General features: G+C 63.8%; 13 protein-coding genes, 1 tRNA gene and 1 pseudogene. 10 read left to right on the forward strand and 5 right to left on the reverse strand.

Annotated features, from left to right (window positions below; genetic code table 11):
• Complete coding sequence (locus G6N67_RS25715; protein WP_036427776.1) at positions 1-1,269, reverse strand: ABC transporter substrate-binding protein; 1,269 nt, start codon at positions 1,267-1,269, stop codon at positions 1-3.
• On the reverse strand, positions 1,266-2,585 hold the full coding sequence (gene fucP / locus G6N67_RS25720) for an L-fucose:H+ symporter permease (RefSeq protein WP_036427773.1): 1,320 nt from the start codon (positions 2,583-2,585) through the stop codon (positions 1,266-1,268). Before fucP ends, G6N67_RS25715 begins: the two co-directional genes overlap by 4 nt.
• Positions 2,586-3,243: 658 nt before the next feature.
• Here fucP and G6N67_RS25725 point away from each other — a divergent pair.
• The 7 genes from G6N67_RS25725 (at position 3,244) to nrdE (ending at position 10,668) form a co-directional block, all read left to right on the forward strand.
• Positions 3,244-3,504, forward strand: a complete 261-nt coding sequence (locus G6N67_RS25725) for a redoxin NrdH (protein WP_036427772.1) — start codon at positions 3,244-3,246, stop codon at positions 3,502-3,504.
• A gap of 152 nt (positions 3,505-3,656) precedes the next feature.
• Positions 3,657-4,739: a tyrosine-type recombinase/integrase gene (locus G6N67_RS25730; protein ID WP_036427768.1), complete on the forward strand. Its 1,083-nt coding sequence runs from the start codon at positions 3,657-3,659 to the stop codon at positions 4,737-4,739.
• Complete coding sequence (locus tag G6N67_RS25735) at positions 4,736-5,068, forward strand: helix-turn-helix domain-containing protein (RefSeq protein WP_036427763.1); 333 nt, start codon at positions 4,736-4,738, stop codon at positions 5,066-5,068. The genes G6N67_RS25730 and G6N67_RS25735 overlap by 4 nt, the downstream gene beginning before the upstream one ends.
• A gap of 776 nt (positions 5,069-5,844) precedes the next feature.
• Entirely contained in the window at positions 5,845-6,939 is a 1,095-nt protein-coding gene (locus G6N67_RS25740) for a hypothetical protein (protein ID WP_036427761.1), read from the forward strand.
• The gene (locus G6N67_RS25745) at positions 6,939-7,928 is read left to right on the forward strand and encodes an NAD(P)H-dependent flavin oxidoreductase (protein WP_036427757.1); all 990 of its coding nucleotides are present in this window, start codon (positions 6,939-6,941) and stop codon (positions 7,926-7,928) included. The genes G6N67_RS25740 and G6N67_RS25745 overlap by 1 nt, the downstream gene beginning before the upstream one ends.
• A 158-nt stretch (positions 7,929-8,086) precedes the next feature.
• Positions 8,087-8,530, forward strand: a complete 444-nt coding sequence (nrdI, locus tag G6N67_RS25750) for a class Ib ribonucleoside-diphosphate reductase assembly flavoprotein NrdI (RefSeq protein ID WP_036427755.1) — start codon at positions 8,087-8,089, stop codon at positions 8,528-8,530.
• Positions 8,497-10,668 carry a class 1b ribonucleoside-diphosphate reductase subunit alpha gene (nrdE, locus tag G6N67_RS25755; protein WP_073906865.1) on the forward strand — a complete coding sequence of 724 codons (2,172 nt, stop codon included), beginning with the start codon at positions 8,497-8,499 and terminating at the stop codon, positions 10,666-10,668. Before nrdI ends, nrdE begins: the two co-directional genes overlap by 34 nt.
• 72 nt (positions 10,669-10,740) lie before the next feature.
• Here nrdE and G6N67_RS25760 read toward each other — a convergent pair whose 3' ends face one another.
• Positions 10,741-11,112 carry a DUF5997 family protein gene (locus G6N67_RS25760; RefSeq protein ID WP_073906863.1) on the reverse strand — a complete coding sequence of 124 codons (372 nt, stop codon included), beginning with the start codon at positions 11,110-11,112 and terminating at the stop codon, positions 10,741-10,743.
• A gap of 28 nt (positions 11,113-11,140) precedes the next feature.
• Here G6N67_RS25760 and G6N67_RS25765 point away from each other — a divergent pair, with 28 nt between their 5' ends.
• Positions 11,141-11,845 carry a LysR family transcriptional regulator substrate-binding protein gene (locus G6N67_RS25765; protein WP_036427749.1) on the forward strand — a complete coding sequence of 235 codons (705 nt, stop codon included), beginning with the start codon at positions 11,141-11,143 and terminating at the stop codon, positions 11,843-11,845.
• A gap of 33 nt (positions 11,846-11,878) precedes the next feature.
• On the opposite strand, the gene G6N67_RS25770 is transcribed toward G6N67_RS25765, so the two are convergent.
• Both G6N67_RS25770 and G6N67_RS25775 read right to left on the reverse strand, forming a co-directional pair.
• Positions 11,879-12,604: a DUF6882 domain-containing protein gene (locus tag G6N67_RS25770; protein WP_036427748.1), complete on the reverse strand. Its 726-nt coding sequence runs from the start codon at positions 12,602-12,604 to the stop codon at positions 11,879-11,881.
• Between the two features lie 33 nt (positions 12,605-12,637).
• Positions 12,638-12,721, reverse strand: a tRNA-Ser gene (locus G6N67_RS25775).
• A 507-nt stretch (positions 12,722-13,228) separates the two neighbouring features.
• Here G6N67_RS25775 and G6N67_RS25780 point away from each other — a divergent pair.
• Both G6N67_RS25780 and G6N67_RS39545 read left to right on the forward strand, forming a co-directional pair.
• Positions 13,229-14,391 (forward strand): IS3 family transposase gene (locus G6N67_RS25780; RefSeq protein WP_099156389.1). Its coding sequence is split into 2 segments (ribosomal slippage): positions 13,229-13,513 and positions 13,516-14,391, totalling 1,161 coding nucleotides; the frame shifts between segments, so codons are not numbered across the junction.
• Positions 14,392-14,427: 36 nt separating this feature from the next.
• A pseudogene (locus tag G6N67_RS39545) lies at positions 14,428-15,688 on the forward strand (IS256 family transposase).
• Positions 15,689-15,692 lie beyond the last annotated feature (4 nt).

Raw genomic sequence — 15,692 nt, forward strand, 5'->3', positions numbered from 1 at the left:
TCAGCGACGGGGCATCGCCGCGGCCACCGAGTTCTGCAACGTGTCGATGAACGCCTTGGCGTTGCGGCTCTGCAGGTACGTCGCGACCGCGTCGTACATGGCCTGCTGGAAGAACGGCGGCATCAGCTCGCCGTGCGTGATCGACAGCAGAACGTGGTCGTGCCACAGGGATTCGGAGGCCTGGCGCTGGTAGGCCGGCAGCGTGGCGACATCCACGTCGCGGCGTACCGGCACCGAGCCCTTGATTCGGTTGAAGGCCAACGAGGTCTCGGGATCGGCCACCACCTCAAGGAACTTGAGGGCGTTGACACCGTCGGGTGCATCGGACGACACCACGAACGAGTCGACGATCGCGAGGTAGGCGCCGCCGGTGCCCGGATAGGGCACGTACCCGAAGTCGGTGCCCTCGGTGGCCTTGTTCGCGACGAGCTCGCCGTACACCGAGTCGTTCATCGACAGGAATGCGCACTCGCCCGCGGCGAGCTTCTTGGCGGCCTGATCCCAGGTGAGACCCGCCGCGGCCGGGTCGGCCGCCGCGACGACCTGGCCGAACCGCGTGAGCGCCTCGTCGACCTCGGGGCCACGCCAGTCGAAGGCGTCGTCGTGGATCCGGGTCCAGCCCTGCGGCCCCACCACGCCGAGCAGCGTGTTCTCGAACAGTTCGGTCGCGGTGAACCGGTCCTTGCCGCCCAGGCACAGCGGGGTCCGGCCGGTAGCGGCCAACTTCGCGAGGTCGGCCGCGAACGCCTCCGGCGCATAATCCGGTCCGGGCGCGGCGATGCCCGCGTCCCGGAGCACTTTCTGGTTGAACCACAGCACGTTGCCGCGGTGCGCGCCGGTCGGCACACCCCACTGGGTATCGCGGTAGGTCGCGGCCTGCAGCAGCGCAGGGGGAAGGTTCGGGCCGAGTCCGCTGCGCTCGTAGACCGACGCCACGGCGGCGATCCGATCGGCGTCGACCCAGGCGCGCAGCGAGCTGCCGAGGAACGTCTGCCACACATCGGGTGGATCCCCGGCGCGCAACCGTTCGGCGAGTGCGATCTGGACGTTGCTTCCCGCGCCGCCGGCGATCGAACCGTCGATCACGTCAACGCCGGAATCGGTCTTCTCGAACGCGTCCAGCAGCACCTCGAACGCGGGGTGTTCCGATGGCGAAACCCACCACGACACCACCTCGAGGCGGTCGGTGGGATCGGAGAAGTTCGCCGAACCACCGCCGCCGCAGGCGACGAGGAGCACGGCCAGGGCGGCGACCCAGGTGCGCTTCATGACTGGGCTCCCGTCGGTGCGGCCTTCAGGTCGAACACCGCGTACGCGGTGACCACGGCGAAACAGATGGCAGGCACGATGAAGGAGATCGCCGGACTGGTCATGTCGAGGAGCCGGCCCTGGATCAGCGGCATGATGGCGCCGCCGACGATGGCCATCACCAGCCCCGCCGCCCCGAACTTCGTCGCGGGCCCGAGGCCTTGCAGAGCCACGCCGTAGATCGTCGGAAACATCAGCGACAGGCAGAACGACAACGCCACGACCGCGGCAACCCCGGCGACATTGGGTGACACCATGGCGAAGACGCACAGCAGCACGGCGAGCGCACCGAGGGCGGTGAGCACCTTGGTGGCCCGGATCTTCCCGATCACCCACGTCATCACGAATCGCGAGATCAGGAACACGATGAGGCTGACCTGGAGTAGGTAGCCGCCCAGCTGCAGCGATCCGTCGAGCGCCTGCTGCGTGTACTGGATGATGTAGGTCCAGGTGCAGACCTGCGCCGCGACGTTGAAGAACTGCGCGACCACGCCGAACACATAGCGCTTGTTGGACATCAGGATTCGGATCGGTGACCGGCCGGCCAGATCCCCGGACTCGAACTCCTCGACGATCGGGGGAGACTTCTTCACCGCGATCACCAGGCCGATGGCGATCAGCACGAAACCGAGGCCGAGGTACGGGCCCATGACGGCGCCGAGCTGGCCGGCACGGATGGTGTGCTCTTCGGCAGGCGTGAGGCTCGCCATGTTCACCGGCTCGTCGAGCTTGGGCAGGATGAGGGTCGCGGCCAGCAGTACGCCGATGTTGGTGCCGACGGGATTGAACGCCTGAGCGAAGTTGAGGCGCCGGGTTGCGGTTGCCTCCGGGCCCAGCGACATCACGTACGGGTTGGCCGAGGTTTCCAAGATCGAGCAGCCGGCCGCGATCGCGAAGAGTGCGACGAGAAACGCCTCGTACGTCATGATCTTGCTGGCCGGGTAGAACGCCATCGAGCCGGCGGCGGCGAGCAGCACCCCGGTGAGCAACCCGGCCTTGTACCCGAAGCGTTGATTGATCAACGCGGCCGGAAGCGCCAACAGGAAGTAGGCGCCGAAGTAGGCCAGCTGGACGAGCGAAGCCTGGAACGTGTTCATGTCGAAGATCGTCTTGAACCCGGCCACCATGGGAGTCGTGAGATCGGCCGCCACACCCCACGCCGTGAAGCAGCAGATCAGCACGATGAACAACACCCACATCTTGGGGTAGACCAGGGCGACGCGGTCGCCGGTCGGTGGGGCCTGCGCGGGTTGATCGGCCTGTTCCGTGGTCGTCATAATCGCCCTTCTCCTCATTGAGAATGACTTCACTGGTGTGTGGCGTACGTCACGGTACCCAGGTGTTTTCCGCCCAGGGGCAGGTTGCCGGACTGGGCATGAACGGGCAGATTCGGTGCGGGTTTTGCGTCCGTTTGGCCGGGATTGGCGTGTGGTTCTGACGGCTTCCGTGTGCGGCCGGGGCGGTCGATCTCGCTCGGCGGGTACGCCGCGGCCGGCCGGTCACCGCCGTACTGGCGGTTTGCTACTGGTGATCTTGATGTGCTAGGCCCGGCGGATTTGTCGGTGGCTGGTGGTAGACCGGTACATGTAGTGCGACACGCGCTCGGCGGGCGTTCACGACACGCCGGGCGCGGGGCTTGCGGCAAGCTTACGACCTGGGAATTTCAAAAATGTTATTCAGAACATGTTGTATGGCTTCGGATGGCGGGCCACTAGGTGTAGTGTCTGTGAGACCGACAGGCCACCACAGTTCGGGAGCCCGCCGGAGCGCAGCGAATCCGGCGGAGTCGGTTTCACAACCGGCCGGAAGGCGGCTTCGGGTGCCAGGAATTTTGGGGGGCTGGAGGTCGCTGAAGTATAGCGAGCACCGTGATCCAACCAAGTTGCCAGTCCGGGTTTAGACCTTTCACTTACCGCAAGAGGAGCCGTACCGAAGATGACCGTCACCGTGTACACCAAGCCCGCATGCGTGCAGTGCAACGCCACCTACAAGGCGCTGGACAAGCAGGGCATCGCCTACGAGAAGGTCGACATCACGCTCGACAGTGAAGCCCGCGACTACGTGATGGCGCTGGGCTACCTGCAGGCCCCGGTCGTCGTGGCCGGCAACGAGCACTGGTCGGGCTTCCGTCCGGATCGGATCAAGGCGCTCAGCAATGGAGCAATATTGTCATCTGATGCAACATTGGTGAGCTAGCCATGTTGCCTGTTGTCGCAGCTAGGACGTCGGGGGGTGAGACCTCGACGCGAATCGCCGAAGGTCAATTCCCATCGAAATCCTCATGCATCAATGATGCATCTGTTACAACAGGCGTCGTGAATAGTGATTCCCAGGGCGCGGCCCGACGGGTGTTGGCACCCAATGTTGTTCAGCTCGATCCGGAACAAGCTGTCCTCGAGGCAATGCTGCAGGGCTGGGAACGCCAGCAGCGGGCTCGGTTCTTGAAGGACGCGACGATCACTCCGCGTCTCCGCCTGGTGCGGCGGTTCGTCGAGTTTTCTGGACTGTATCCGTGGCAGTGGGCGCCCGCCGAAGGTGAGGCCTGGATCAGTGCATTGCGGTCTGGTTCGTCACCGTTGAGGGTGTCGACAGCGCGCAATTATGAGATCGACATCCGAATGTTCTGCGAGTACCTGCTCGACCAGCGCTACGGCTGGCTCACCGAATGCACGCAGCAGTTCGGGCAGGTTCCGCAACAGGTATTCCACGAAGACAACTCGATCATCCATGTCGGCGAGTACGAAGGTGATCCGTCGCGTCGTCCGCTGACCTATGACGAGGTTCAGGCATTGTTTGATGCCGCCGACGCCCGTGTGGAATCGATCCGAGCGCGCGGCCGCAAGGGTGCGTTGACGGCGCTGCGCGACGCGGCGATGCTGAAGTTCTGCTACGCCTACGGGCTACGCCGCCGCGAGGTAGTGCACTCCGATGTTGTTGATCTGCGCCGCAATTCGAAGGCGGATGAGTTCGGCAGGTTCGGTGCGTTGTCGGTCCGTTACGGCAAGTCGTCCCGGGGTGGAGCGCCGAAGCGGCGGACTGTTCTGACGGTTCCCGAGATGAGCTGGATCGTCGAGGTCCTGGACCACTATCTGACCGATGTGCGGCCGTTGTTTCCTGCTGATAAGCAGCAGGCACTGTGGTTGACCGAGCGTGGCAGCCGGATCGGCACCCGCATGCTCAACACGACGTTTTCGACCGTGCGTGATGAAGCCGGCATTGATCCGACGCTAGATCTGCACTGCCTGCGACACTCCTACGTCACGCATCTGGTGGAGTTCGACTACCCGGAACGGTTCATTCAGGAGCAGGTAGGGCATTCGTTCTCCTCGACGACAGCGATCTACATCGGAGTGTCCAACGAGTACCGCAACCGATTGATCAACCGGTCGATGCAGTCGCGTTATGGCCACCTTGATGGGGGGCCGCGATGAAGCAGATGGATTATGCCTGGCATTTGCGGGCCAAGATGGCTGAGAAAGGCATGTTCTCGACCACGGACCTGCAGCCACATCTGGCCGACCGTGGCGTCAGCCTGTCGCGTGAGCAGACCTACCGCATGGTCACCGGTCAGCCGCAACGGTTGAGCATGCATACCCTCGTCGCGCTGTGCGACATCTTGGAATGCACTCCGAACGATTTGATAGAGCCACAGGTTACCGAGGTGGCAACGAAAAAGGTTGCAGGACAGTCACGTAACACTGTCACTGCGCTCGCGTCGGCGCGACGCACGAAGATTCAGCGGCCAGGAGCAGGGTCATGAGCGTCGCGGCCCCTCCGCGGCACATCTGCGATCAGTGCGGCCGCCTCGCGCCCCGCGCAGCGCGCACAGCCGAGGGCGGCCTGTGCCGAACCTGCTATCAGCGGGATCCGCGCCGGTTCGAGGAATGCGCGCACTGCGCTCGACGCAAGGTTCCGTCGAGCCGTACACCGGATGGAAAAGCTTTGTGCAACAACTGCGCACGCCCCAAGCGGGTATGCGCTGGGTGTGGCCGGCTCGACCACGCAAAACTGGTCACGGGTGACGGGCCGCTATGCCAACGCTGCTACACCGCACCGCCTCGTCGATGCGGAAAGTGCGGCATTGTCGCTCCGGTCGCCATCCGTGCAGGTCGCCGCGGCGACGTTGATCTCTGCAAGCGGTGCTTCCAGTCACCGGAGTTGGCATGCGGCCACTGCGGCCGGATCCGGCCCGCTCACACACGCTGGCCGCTCGGGCCGGTTTGTCTACCCTGCTACAAGCTCACATTGCGCCGTGCGCAGCAGTGCACGCAATGTGGTGAACCAAAAATCTTGATCGGCCGTGACGCCACTACGGGTGCCCGGATCTGCGGCCCCTGCGCCGGTTCAGCACAGGACTACAGCTGCATCCAATGCGGGCATGCCGGACCTCAACACTTCGCCGGAACGTGCCTGCGATGCTCCGTCGGGCGGCTGGCTAGTGAACTGCTAACCACCACCACCGAGACGGGGCCCGCCGTTGAGGGCTTGCAGGAGCTGCCAAAGCTTTTGGCCCATCGAGGAGATCCAGCCTCGACGATGCGCTGGCTGATCAAGCCGCGAACGCAATCGATGCTGTTCACGATCGCACGAAGCGCGGCTACCGACACCCTGACCCATTCCACGCTCGATACGTGTGATCAGGTCCGAGCGCGTCACTACCTACGCGCGATGCTTGTCGAGCTCGGTCTGTTGCCGCCTCGAGACGAGCCGATCGACCGCTTCGAAACCTGGATCAACGAACTCGCCGCGACACTGCCCGCCGCTCACGCTGCATTGATCCACCCCTACGCGCGATGGGCAGTACTGCGGGCCGCCCGCCGCCGAGCCCGTCGACGCGGATACACCGACGGCGCCGCCAATACGGATCGTGAGCGCATTCGGACCGCGCTGCGGCTCATCGAACACATCGAGGCGCAAGGTCACCAGATCCGCGGGCTGACTCAAGCGATGCTCGACAGCTGGAGCGGTGGAAACCGCGACCGCACCAGCCACATCGCAGGCTTCATCGTCTGGCTAACTCGACGTGGCATCGTTGAAGATGTTGCAGTACATCGTGTTTCAACTCCACCGCCAAGTGAGATCGGCGACGAGCAAGAACATTTGGCCCTCATCACCGAAATGCTCGATGACACCAGTCAAGTCGAACTCTCGACACGAGTGGCAGCACTCCTCGTCCTGCTCTACGGTTCGCGCCTGCCACAGATCCAACGACTCACCACCGCCGACGTGATCACAACGAAGAAAGGCACAGCGCTCACACTGGCCGGTCATCCGCTGCTCCTACCCGCGAAGGTAGGTGCACTCATCGATCAGGTTGCTGCAGCCGCCGACGCGAACCCCCACGCACGAACCCTGGACTGCAGTGCTGCCTATCTGTTTCCGGGCGGACGCCGACACGAGCCAATTCACACGACGACACTGGGCCGCAAGCTCAACAAGGCCGGGATCTCGGTCCGGGTCAACCGGAACCGAGCGATGCTCGCCCTCACCAGCGACTTACCAGCGGCAATCGTGGCCACCCAATTCGGGCTACACATTTCCTCGGCCACGACATGGGCGAAGTTCGCACAACGCGACCAACGGGCTTATCTCGCGGCGCGGCCACAGCCACTCGCTGCCGGGGGTGCATAGTGGACGTCCTGGACCGATTCAAGATCGACGTACCAGTGGTGCAAGCAGGCATCGGCAGCATGGCTCCGCCCGAATTGGCAAGCGCCGTCGCAAAAGCCGGTGGATTGGGAACAATCGGCTTCCGTCCCGACAGCGAGCTTCGCTCAGCCATCGATCACGTGCGCCAAGAAGCCCCAGGCCGAGCGATCGCGGTCAACCTGCTGATGGAACTCGCGCGGCCATCGCACGTCGAAGTTTGCCTAAAAGAAGGCATTGACATCGTCGTCTTGGCGTTTGGCGGGGACAGAGCGTTGGTCGAGCGTTTCCAAACCAGAAATGTCACGGTCTTGGCCATGATCGGCACCGAGGACGAGGCCCGAAAGGCAATCGCCTGGGGCGTTGACGCCTTGATCGCCCAAGGGAACGAGTCCGGCGGACACCTTTCTGGGCATCAAGCCGCAGCCAATCTGCTGCAACGTACCTTGTTGATTGCCCACGACACGCCAGTTCTGCAAGCCGGCGGAATCGCCGAGCATGCCGACACGCGCGCAGCTCTCGATGCAGGAGCGGCCGCAGTCGTCGCGGGCACTCGGTTCCTGCTCACCCACGAGTCTCCAGCGCACCCCGCCTATCAACAGCGCATTCTCGAAGCGAAACAGACCGTCGAAACGACGCTGTTCGGGCTCGGTTGGCCCAGGGCCCACCGAGTGGTTGAGAACAACGCGACTCGTCGGTGGTGTCAGCCCGACGGAACCGCAAAGGCCCTCCCTCGCACCATCAACGCCTACAGCGCGCCATTGGCGAAACTCGCGCCCGAGGACGACAACCCCGCGCGGCTTCTCAGCAAGCAGCGCCCAGGCCTGCCTTTCTTTACCCCCGCGGCACCGATCAAAGGCATGCCCACTGAGTGGATCGAACGTTCGGCACTCTATGCCGGCGACTCAGGAATCAGGATGACCGAGGTCATCTCAGCGGCCCAAGCAGTCAAACAACTGGCGGGCGTCACATGACAGCCGCCAAATCAAACCGACCACCACCAACCCACCCCGGAAAGGAATCACCAGATGAATACAGCACCATCGAATATCGCCCCTCCGCCAGTCAGCGCAGCGGTCAGCGCGTAACGGAGACGGTCAAGACGCATCAACCCGGGGAGGATGGGAACAGGATGACCAATCTCGTCTACTTCTCCAGCGTCTCGGAAAACACTCACCGATTCGTCGAGAAGCTCGGCATCCCCGCGACCCGGATCCCACTGCACGGCCGCATCGAGGTCGACGAGCCGTACGTGCTCGTCCTGCCCACGTACGGCGGCGGCCGTGCCACCCCGAACATCAATGACGGTGGCTATGTGCCCAAGCAGGTCATCGCGTTCCTCAACAATGAACACAACCGGTCGTTGATCCGCGGTGTCATCGCCGCGGGCAACAACAACTTCGGCGCGGAGTTCGCCTACGCGGGCAATGTCGTGGCGAGCAAGTGTGGCGTGCCGTATCTCTATCGCTTCGAACTCATGGGAACCCCGGACGACGTGGCTGCCGTCCGCGCGGGCTTGGAAGACTTTTGGAAGGACCAGACGTGCCACCAACCGTCACAGCTGCAGAGCCTGTAACCGCCGACAGCACGCACGCGCTCCCGGGGGAGACGGACTACCACGCCCTCAACGCGATGCTCAACCTGTACGACAAAGACGGCAAGATCCAGTTCGACAAGGACGTACAGGCCGCGCGGGAGTACTTCCTGCAGCACGTCAACCAGAACACGGTCTTCTTCCACAGCCAGGACGAGAAACTCGACTACCTGATCGAGAAGAACTACTACGAGCGCGAGGTGCTCGACCAGTACAGCCGCAACTTCGTGAAGTCGCTGCTGGACCGGGCCTACGCCAAGAAGTTCCGATTCCCGACGTTCCTCGGCGCGTTCAAGTACTACACGAGCTACACGCTCAAGACCTTCGACGGCAAGCGCTACCTGGAGCGGTTCGAGGACCGCGTCGTCATGGTCGCGCTGACCCTGGCGGCCGGTGACACCGAGCTGGCCGAGAAGCTCGTCGACGAGATCATCGACGGCCGGTTTCAGCCGGCCACCCCGACGTTCCTGAACTCGGGCAAGAAGCAGCGCGGCGAGCCGGTGAGCTGCTTCCTGCTTCGCATCGAAGACAACATGGAGTCCATCGGGCGCTCCATCAACTCGGCGTTGCAGCTGTCCAAGCGCGGTGGCGGTGTGGCGTTGCTGCTGTCCAACATCCGCGAGCACGGCGCCCCGATCAAGAACATCGAGAACCAGTCCTCGGGTGTCATCCCGATCATGAAGCTGCTGGAGGATTCGTTCTCCTACGCCAATCAGCTCGGGGCGCGCCAGGGCGCGGGTGCGGTGTACCTCCACGCCCACCACCCCGACATCTACCGGTTCCTCGACACCAAGCGCGAGAACGCCGACGAGAAGATCCGGATCAAGACCCTCTCGCTGGGCGTCGTGATCCCGGACATCACGTTCGAGCTCGCCAAGAAGAACGAGGACATGTACCTGTTCTCGCCGTACGACGTCGAGCGCGTGTACGGCCTGCCGTTCGCCGACATCAACGTCACCGAGAAGTACTACGAGATGGTCGACAACGCGCAGATCCGCAAGACCAAGATCAAGGCGCGTGAGTTCTTCCAGACGCTGGCCGAGCTCCAGTTCGAGTCCGGCTACCCGTACATCATGTTCGAGGACACCGTCAACCGGGCCAACCCCATCGACGGCAAGATCACCCACAGCAACCTGTGCTCGGAGATCCTGCAGGTGTCCACGCCGTCGGTGTTCAACGACGACCTGTCCTACGCCCAAGTGGGCAAGGATATTTCGTGCAACCTCGGCTCACTCAACATCGCCAAGACCATGGACTCGCCGGACTTCGCGCAGACCATCGAGGTCGCGATCCGGGCGTTGACCGCGGTGAGCGATCAGACCCACATCTGGTCGGTGCCGTCGATCGAGCAGGGCAACAACAGCTCGCACGCGATCGGCCTTGGCCAGATGAACCTGCACGGGTACCTGGCCCGCGAGCGCATCTTCTACGGCTCCGAAGAGGGCATCGACTTCACCAACATCTACTTCTACACGGTGTTGTTCCACGCCCTGCGCGCGTCGAACCTCATTGCGATCGAACGCAAGACGCGCTTCGGCGGGTTCGAGAAGTCCAAGTACGCCTCGGGGGAGTTCTTCGACAAGTACACCGAGCAGGTGTGGGAGCCGAAGACCGACAAGGTGCGGCAGCTCTTCGCCGATGCCGGGATCCACATTCCGACGCAGGATGACTGGCGCTCGCTGAAGGAGTCGGTGCAGGAGCACGGGATCTACAACCAGAACCTGCAGGCCGTGCCGCCCACGGGCTCGATCTCCTACATCAACCATTCGACGTCGTCGATCCACCCCGTGGCGTCGAAGATCGAGATCCGCAAGGAAGGCAAGATCGGTCGCGTCTACTACCCGGCGCCGTATCTGACCAACGACAACCTGGAGTACTACCAGGACGCGTATGAGATCGGCTACGAGAAGATCATCGACACGTACGCCGCGGCCACCCAGCACGTGGATCAGGGCCTGAGCCTCACGCTGTTCTTCAAGGACACCGCCAACACCCGCGACGTCAACAAGGCGCAGATCTACGCGTGGCGCAAGGGCATCAAGACGCTGTACTACATCCGGTTGCGTCAGATGGCCTTGGAAGGCACCGAGGTCGAGGGTTGCGTCAGCTGCATGTTGTGACGGTTCGACGTTGAGTGGCCAGTTATTACACGCATCTTGCGAAAAAGCGTGCAATGACTGGCCATTCGGCGATCAGGGGCGACGTGCCGCCTTCAGGCGTCGCTCCTCGTTCAGCACATTCTGGTAACTCTCGCGTTCGGCGACCAGCCAGTCGGGTTTCTCCTCGAGCAGCTTGTTGATCTGCTCGGTGGTCAACGCTTTCTCCACGCCTGCGCGGGTGAGCCCGGCGATCGAGATGCCCAGCTTGGCGGCCACGAGGTTCTTCGGGTGTGGCCCGTTCTTGCGGAGATCTTTGAGCCACTGTGGCGGGTCGGCCTGTAGCGCGGCGAGTTCGTCACGGGTGATGGGGTTCTCCTGGAACTCCGCAGGCGTGGCGGGCAGGTACACGTCCAGCTTCTTCGCCGCCGTGGCGGGTTTCATGGACTGCGCGTTGGGCCTGCTCATGAACCAAGCCTATCGGTAGCCTGAGGCGGTGACCCTGACACTCGGGTACGTGCCCGGCGGGACGCCCGCGAAGTGGGCCCGGATCTGGGCGGAGCGCCAGCCCGAGGTGCCGTTGCAACTGCACACCGTAGCCGCGGCAGACGCGGCCGCCGCCGTGCGGGCCGGCACGGTCGACGTGGCGTTGCTGCGACTGCCGACCGACACGACGGGGCTCGCTGTCATCCCGCTGTACGAGGAGACGACGGTGGCCGTCGTGCCGACCGACCACGTTTTCGCTGCCGTCGATGCGATCACCGCGGCCGATCTCGACGGCGAGCCGGTCCTGCGGCCGCTCGACGACGTCGTCGAATGGGCGGACGCCCCCGGGGTTCCGGTCGATCACCGGCCCGAGACCACCGCCGACGCAATAGAACTCGTGGCCGCGGGGATGGGCGCGCTCGTCGTTCCGCAGTCGCTCGCGCGCCTGTATCACCGCAAGGATCTGACGTATCGCGCGATCACCGACGCGCCCACGTGCCCGGTGGCGCTGGCCTTCCCGGACGGGCAGCAGCCGGCATCGGTCGAGGAGTTCATCGGGATCGTGCGGGGCCGTAGGGCGGGTTCGTCGCGAGGGCAGACCGAACCGGCACCGAAACGCTCCGCGCGCGAGAAGACTCTCGCGAAGCAGGCAGCCCGCGCCGCCGCGGGCAAGGTTGCCCGCAAGCCGGGCAAGACCGGGCGCGGTCGTCGGTGACCTCCACATGCGTGTGATGCGATAGCGAACGCGTCAGCCCAACGAGGCCTCTAACGCGGTGAGCCGAGCGTACTGATCGAATACGGCCGTCGCCGAGTTGCCGGTCACGGCATCGGTGAGTTCCACGCGGCGGCCGTCTTGGGCCCAGTCGACGCTCCAGCCGGACATCACCGCAAGACCGTGGATCGATGATCGGTGATCGGCAACGGTGCCCGCTCCCAACCCCAGCGGTACGCGCGTCGCGAATCTGTGGTCGATCCGGGGCACGGCGAAGTCGAGGAAGCCGAGGAGAAGCACCACCACGGTGCCACCCCCGACGCCGAGGATATAGGTGGGGCCACCGCCCGTGACCGCAGCTACCACCGCGCCGATCTCGAGAGCGGCGAGCTCAGCCGCGTCATCGGGATCCTCCCCACCGGGGAAGGGCACCTCGTCGTTCAGCAGGCTGGGGAGACTCTCTGCCTTGCCGCGCTCAAGGAGTGCCGCCGCACCGGCGCGGCCTCCGTTCGGCAACGCCCGGCCCCAGACGATCGTCTGCGGCCCGGGAGCGACGCTGGCCATCAACTCGACGCTGGTCTGGATTATCGCGCCCGAAGAATGACCGGTGAAGACCATGGAGTCCGCAGCGAGATCCGCTGCGTAGTCGAACTCGCCGCCGAGTCGTTCTTCCATCCCCTCTTTGAGCTGGAGCTGACTCAGGGCCGCATATAGCGCACCATTGTCATGCAGCACTTGCAGGTCTTCGAACGCGTTCGCCATGTCTCGACAGTAGTGTGCGCCGAGCCCCAGCTGCGGAGACGGCGGGACTCGAACCCGCGGCCGGATGTCCGGCTACGCCTTAGCACGGCGCTGCATTCGCCGCTCTGCCACGTCTCCTGTCAATTGCTCTGCAGGCCGTTGTGTTTGGGTGGGCTGAGACTGCACCCACCCATGACGGTCTCTCGTCGGATTATCGTTTCCCGACTTGTCCACCAGCTCCCACTGGTAACCGCCGCGCCGGGTTGCTTGCGGCAACCACTCGTCATGCCACGGTCTACTCCGCAGGTTTCGCTTCGCGCAGGGGCAGCCAACCTCTGCGCTGCACTACCGCCTCACGGACGGCCGATCACCTTGCGAGTTCACGACCGCCTCGATTCCCCTTGTGGAGTCGAGGATTACGGCGCTGTTGAGCCGTGGCAGGGAAAGTCTTTCGCTTGTTGGATGCGAGGAATGATCAAGACTTGTGGATCTGGGAGGGCGTGCCTTCCCGCAAATATGATCCCGGTAGTCACTTGATCAAGTCAGCGTTGCAGCGCTGGCGGAAAGGCACGCTTGGGTCTGCTGCACGAATAGGTGACATCTGAGTTGGCTTGCCCAGCATGGGCGGGCTGGAAGGATGTCCCCATGGCAAGGCCCTACCCCCGCGAGTTCCGCGACGACGTCGTCCGGGTCGCTCGCAACCGCGATGACGGTGTAACGATCGAGCAGATCGCCACCGATTTCGGAGTGCACCCGATGACGCTGCAGAAATGGCTCCGTCAGGCCGACATCGACGAAGGCACCAAGCCCGGCAAGAGCGCCAGCGAGTCCGGTGAGCTGCGCGAAGCCCGACGGCGGATCAAACTGCTAGAGCAAGAGAACGAGGTGCTGCGCCGGGCCGCAGCGTATTTATCGCAGGCCAATCTGCCGGGAAAAGGGTCTACCCGCTCGTGAAAGAGCTCGCCGCCGACGGGATCCCCGTCGCGGTGACGTGCCGGGTACTCAAGCTCTCCCGCCAACCGTATTACCGCTGGCTGGCCGACCCCATCACCGAGGCCGAACTCATCGAGGCCTACCGCGCCAATGCGCTGTTCGACGCGCACGCAGACGATCCGGAGTTCGGCTACCGCTACCTCGTGGAGGAGGCGCGCGATGCCGGCGAGCCGATGGCCGAGCGCACCGCATGGCGGATCTGCTCGCAGAATCGACTGTGGAGCGTGTTTGGTAAGAAACGCGGCAAGAACGGCAAAGTCGGGCCGCCGGTGCACGACGATCTTGTCGAGCGTGACTTCACCGCTGAAGGGCCAAATCAGTTGTGGCTCAGTGACATCACTGAGCACCGCACCGGTGAGGGCAAGCTCTACCTCTGTGCGATTAAGGACGTGTTCTCCAACCGGATCGTCGGCTACAGCATCGACTCCCGAATGAAGTCACAACTGGCCATCCGGGCACTACACAGCGCGGTAGCCCGACGCGGAGATGTCGCGGGGTGCATTCTGCACTCGGATCGCGGATCTCAGTTCCGGTCAAGGAAATTCGTACACGCCTTGAATCAACACGAGATGGTCGGCTCTATGGGCCGTGTCGGAGCCGCCGGCGACAACGCCGCCATGGAGAGCTTCTTTAGCCTGCTGCAGAAGAACGTGCTCGACCGCCGCCGCTGGGACACCCGAGAACAACTCCGCATCGCGATCGTCACCTGGATCGAGCGCACCTACCACCGGCGCCGCCGCCAGTCCGGCCTCGGGCGGTTGACCCCGATCGAATTCGAAGCAATCATGACCACACCGGCCAGTCAGGCCGCGTGACCGAAACTGTCACCTGATCGTGCAGCAGACCCCTTCGTGCTCACGGTAGTCAACAACAACGAAGGTTCCAACCCGGCCGGCCAAGACCGCTCGATCCTCGATGAGATCGTGCGTGACGGGGCCCGGCAGATGCTCGCCGCGGCACTGCGCGCTGAGGTCGCCGCCTATATCGACCAGTTCGTCGATCAGGTCGATGAGAATGGGCACCGGCTGGTGGTGCGCAACGGGTATCACCACGAACGTGAGGTGATGACCGCCGCCGGTGCGGTCGCGGTGAGCACCCGGGTCAACGACAAGCGTGTCGACCGGAAACCGGTGAGCGGCAGAAGTTTTCGTCGAAGATCCTGCCTGCGTGGGCACGCAAGAGCCCGGAGATCTCTGCGGTGCTTCCGTTGCTGTACCTGCATGGGCTGTCCTCCGGTGATTTCGGGCCCGCCCTGGAGCAGTTCCTGGGGTCGGGCTGTCAGCAGCCACGATCACCCGGCTGACCAGTCAATGGCAGAAAGAGGCCGCCGCCTTCGCCGACCGGGCTATCACCGCCGATTATGTGTACCTGTGGTCGACGGCATCCACCTCAAAGTGCGTTTGGAGCAGGAGAAACTATGCCTGCTGGTGATGATCGGGGTCCGCGCCGACGGCAAGAAGGAACTCATCGCCCTGGCTGATGGGTATCGGGAATCGACCGAGTCGTGGGCCGATCTGCTGCGCTCGTGCAAACGCCGCGGCATGACGGCGCCGGCCTGGCGGTCGGGGACGGGGCGCTCGGGTTCTGGCCGCGCTGCGGGAGGTGTTCCCACAAGCGCGTGAGCAACGCTGCTGGTTCCATAAACAAGCCAATGTGCTTGCTGCACTGCCGAAATCAGCACACCCCAACGCGATCAAAGCGATGCAGGAAATCTACAACGCCGAAGACGACACGCACGCACGCCAAGCGATCGTGGCCTTCGAGAAGGCTTACGGCGCCAAGTACCCCAAGGTTGTGGCCAAGATCATCGATGACGCCGACGTGTTGCTCGAGTTCTACCGGTACCCGGCCGAACACTGGATACACCTGCGCACCACTAACCCGATCGAATCCACCTTCGCGACCGTGCGACTGCGGACCAAGGTCACCAAAGGCCCCGGATCCCGCGCTGCGGGTCTGGCGATGGCCTACAAGCTGATCGAGGCCGCACAGGCGAAATGGCGAGCGGTCAACGCACCCCACCTGGTGAAACTGGTCCGCGACGGCGCCACCTTCGAGAAGGGAAAACTCGCCGAAACCGACTCCACCTCACCCACCGAGGAGGCCGCCTGAAACT

Source organism: Mycolicibacterium mageritense, assembly GCF_010727475.1.
GTDB classification, from domain to species: Bacteria; Actinomycetota; Actinomycetes; order Mycobacteriales; family Mycobacteriaceae; genus Mycobacterium; species Mycobacterium mageritense.

What these genes read in the sequence shown, in the direction of transcription:
- G6N67_RS25760 (WP_073906863.1), bottom strand. Translation starts at nt 11,112, where the DNA reads ATGAGCAGGCCCAACGCGCAGTCCATGAAACCCGCCACGGCGGCGAAG.
- G6N67_RS25725 (WP_036427772.1), top strand. Translation starts at nt 3,244, where the DNA reads ATGACCGTCACCGTGTACACCAAGCCCGCATGCGTGCAGTGCAACGCC.
- nrdI (WP_036427755.1), top strand. Translation starts at nt 8,087, where the DNA reads ATGACCAATCTCGTCTACTTCTCCAGCGTCTCGGAAAACACTCACCGA.
- G6N67_RS25740 (WP_036427761.1), top strand. Translation starts at nt 5,845, where the DNA reads ATGCGCTGGCTGATCAAGCCGCGAACGCAATCGATGCTGTTCACGATC.
- G6N67_RS25735 (WP_036427763.1), top strand. Translation starts at nt 4,736, where the DNA reads ATGAAGCAGATGGATTATGCCTGGCATTTGCGGGCCAAGATGGCTGAG.
- G6N67_RS25770 (WP_036427748.1), bottom strand. Translation starts at nt 12,604, where the DNA reads ATGGCGAACGCGTTCGAAGACCTGCAAGTGCTGCATGACAATGGTGCG.
- fucP (WP_036427773.1), bottom strand. Translation starts at nt 2,585, where the DNA reads ATGACGACCACGGAACAGGCCGATCAACCCGCGCAGGCCCCACCGACC.
- G6N67_RS25715 (WP_036427776.1), bottom strand. Translation starts at nt 1,269, where the DNA reads ATGAAGCGCACCTGGGTCGCCGCCCTGGCCGTGCTCCTCGTCGCCTGC.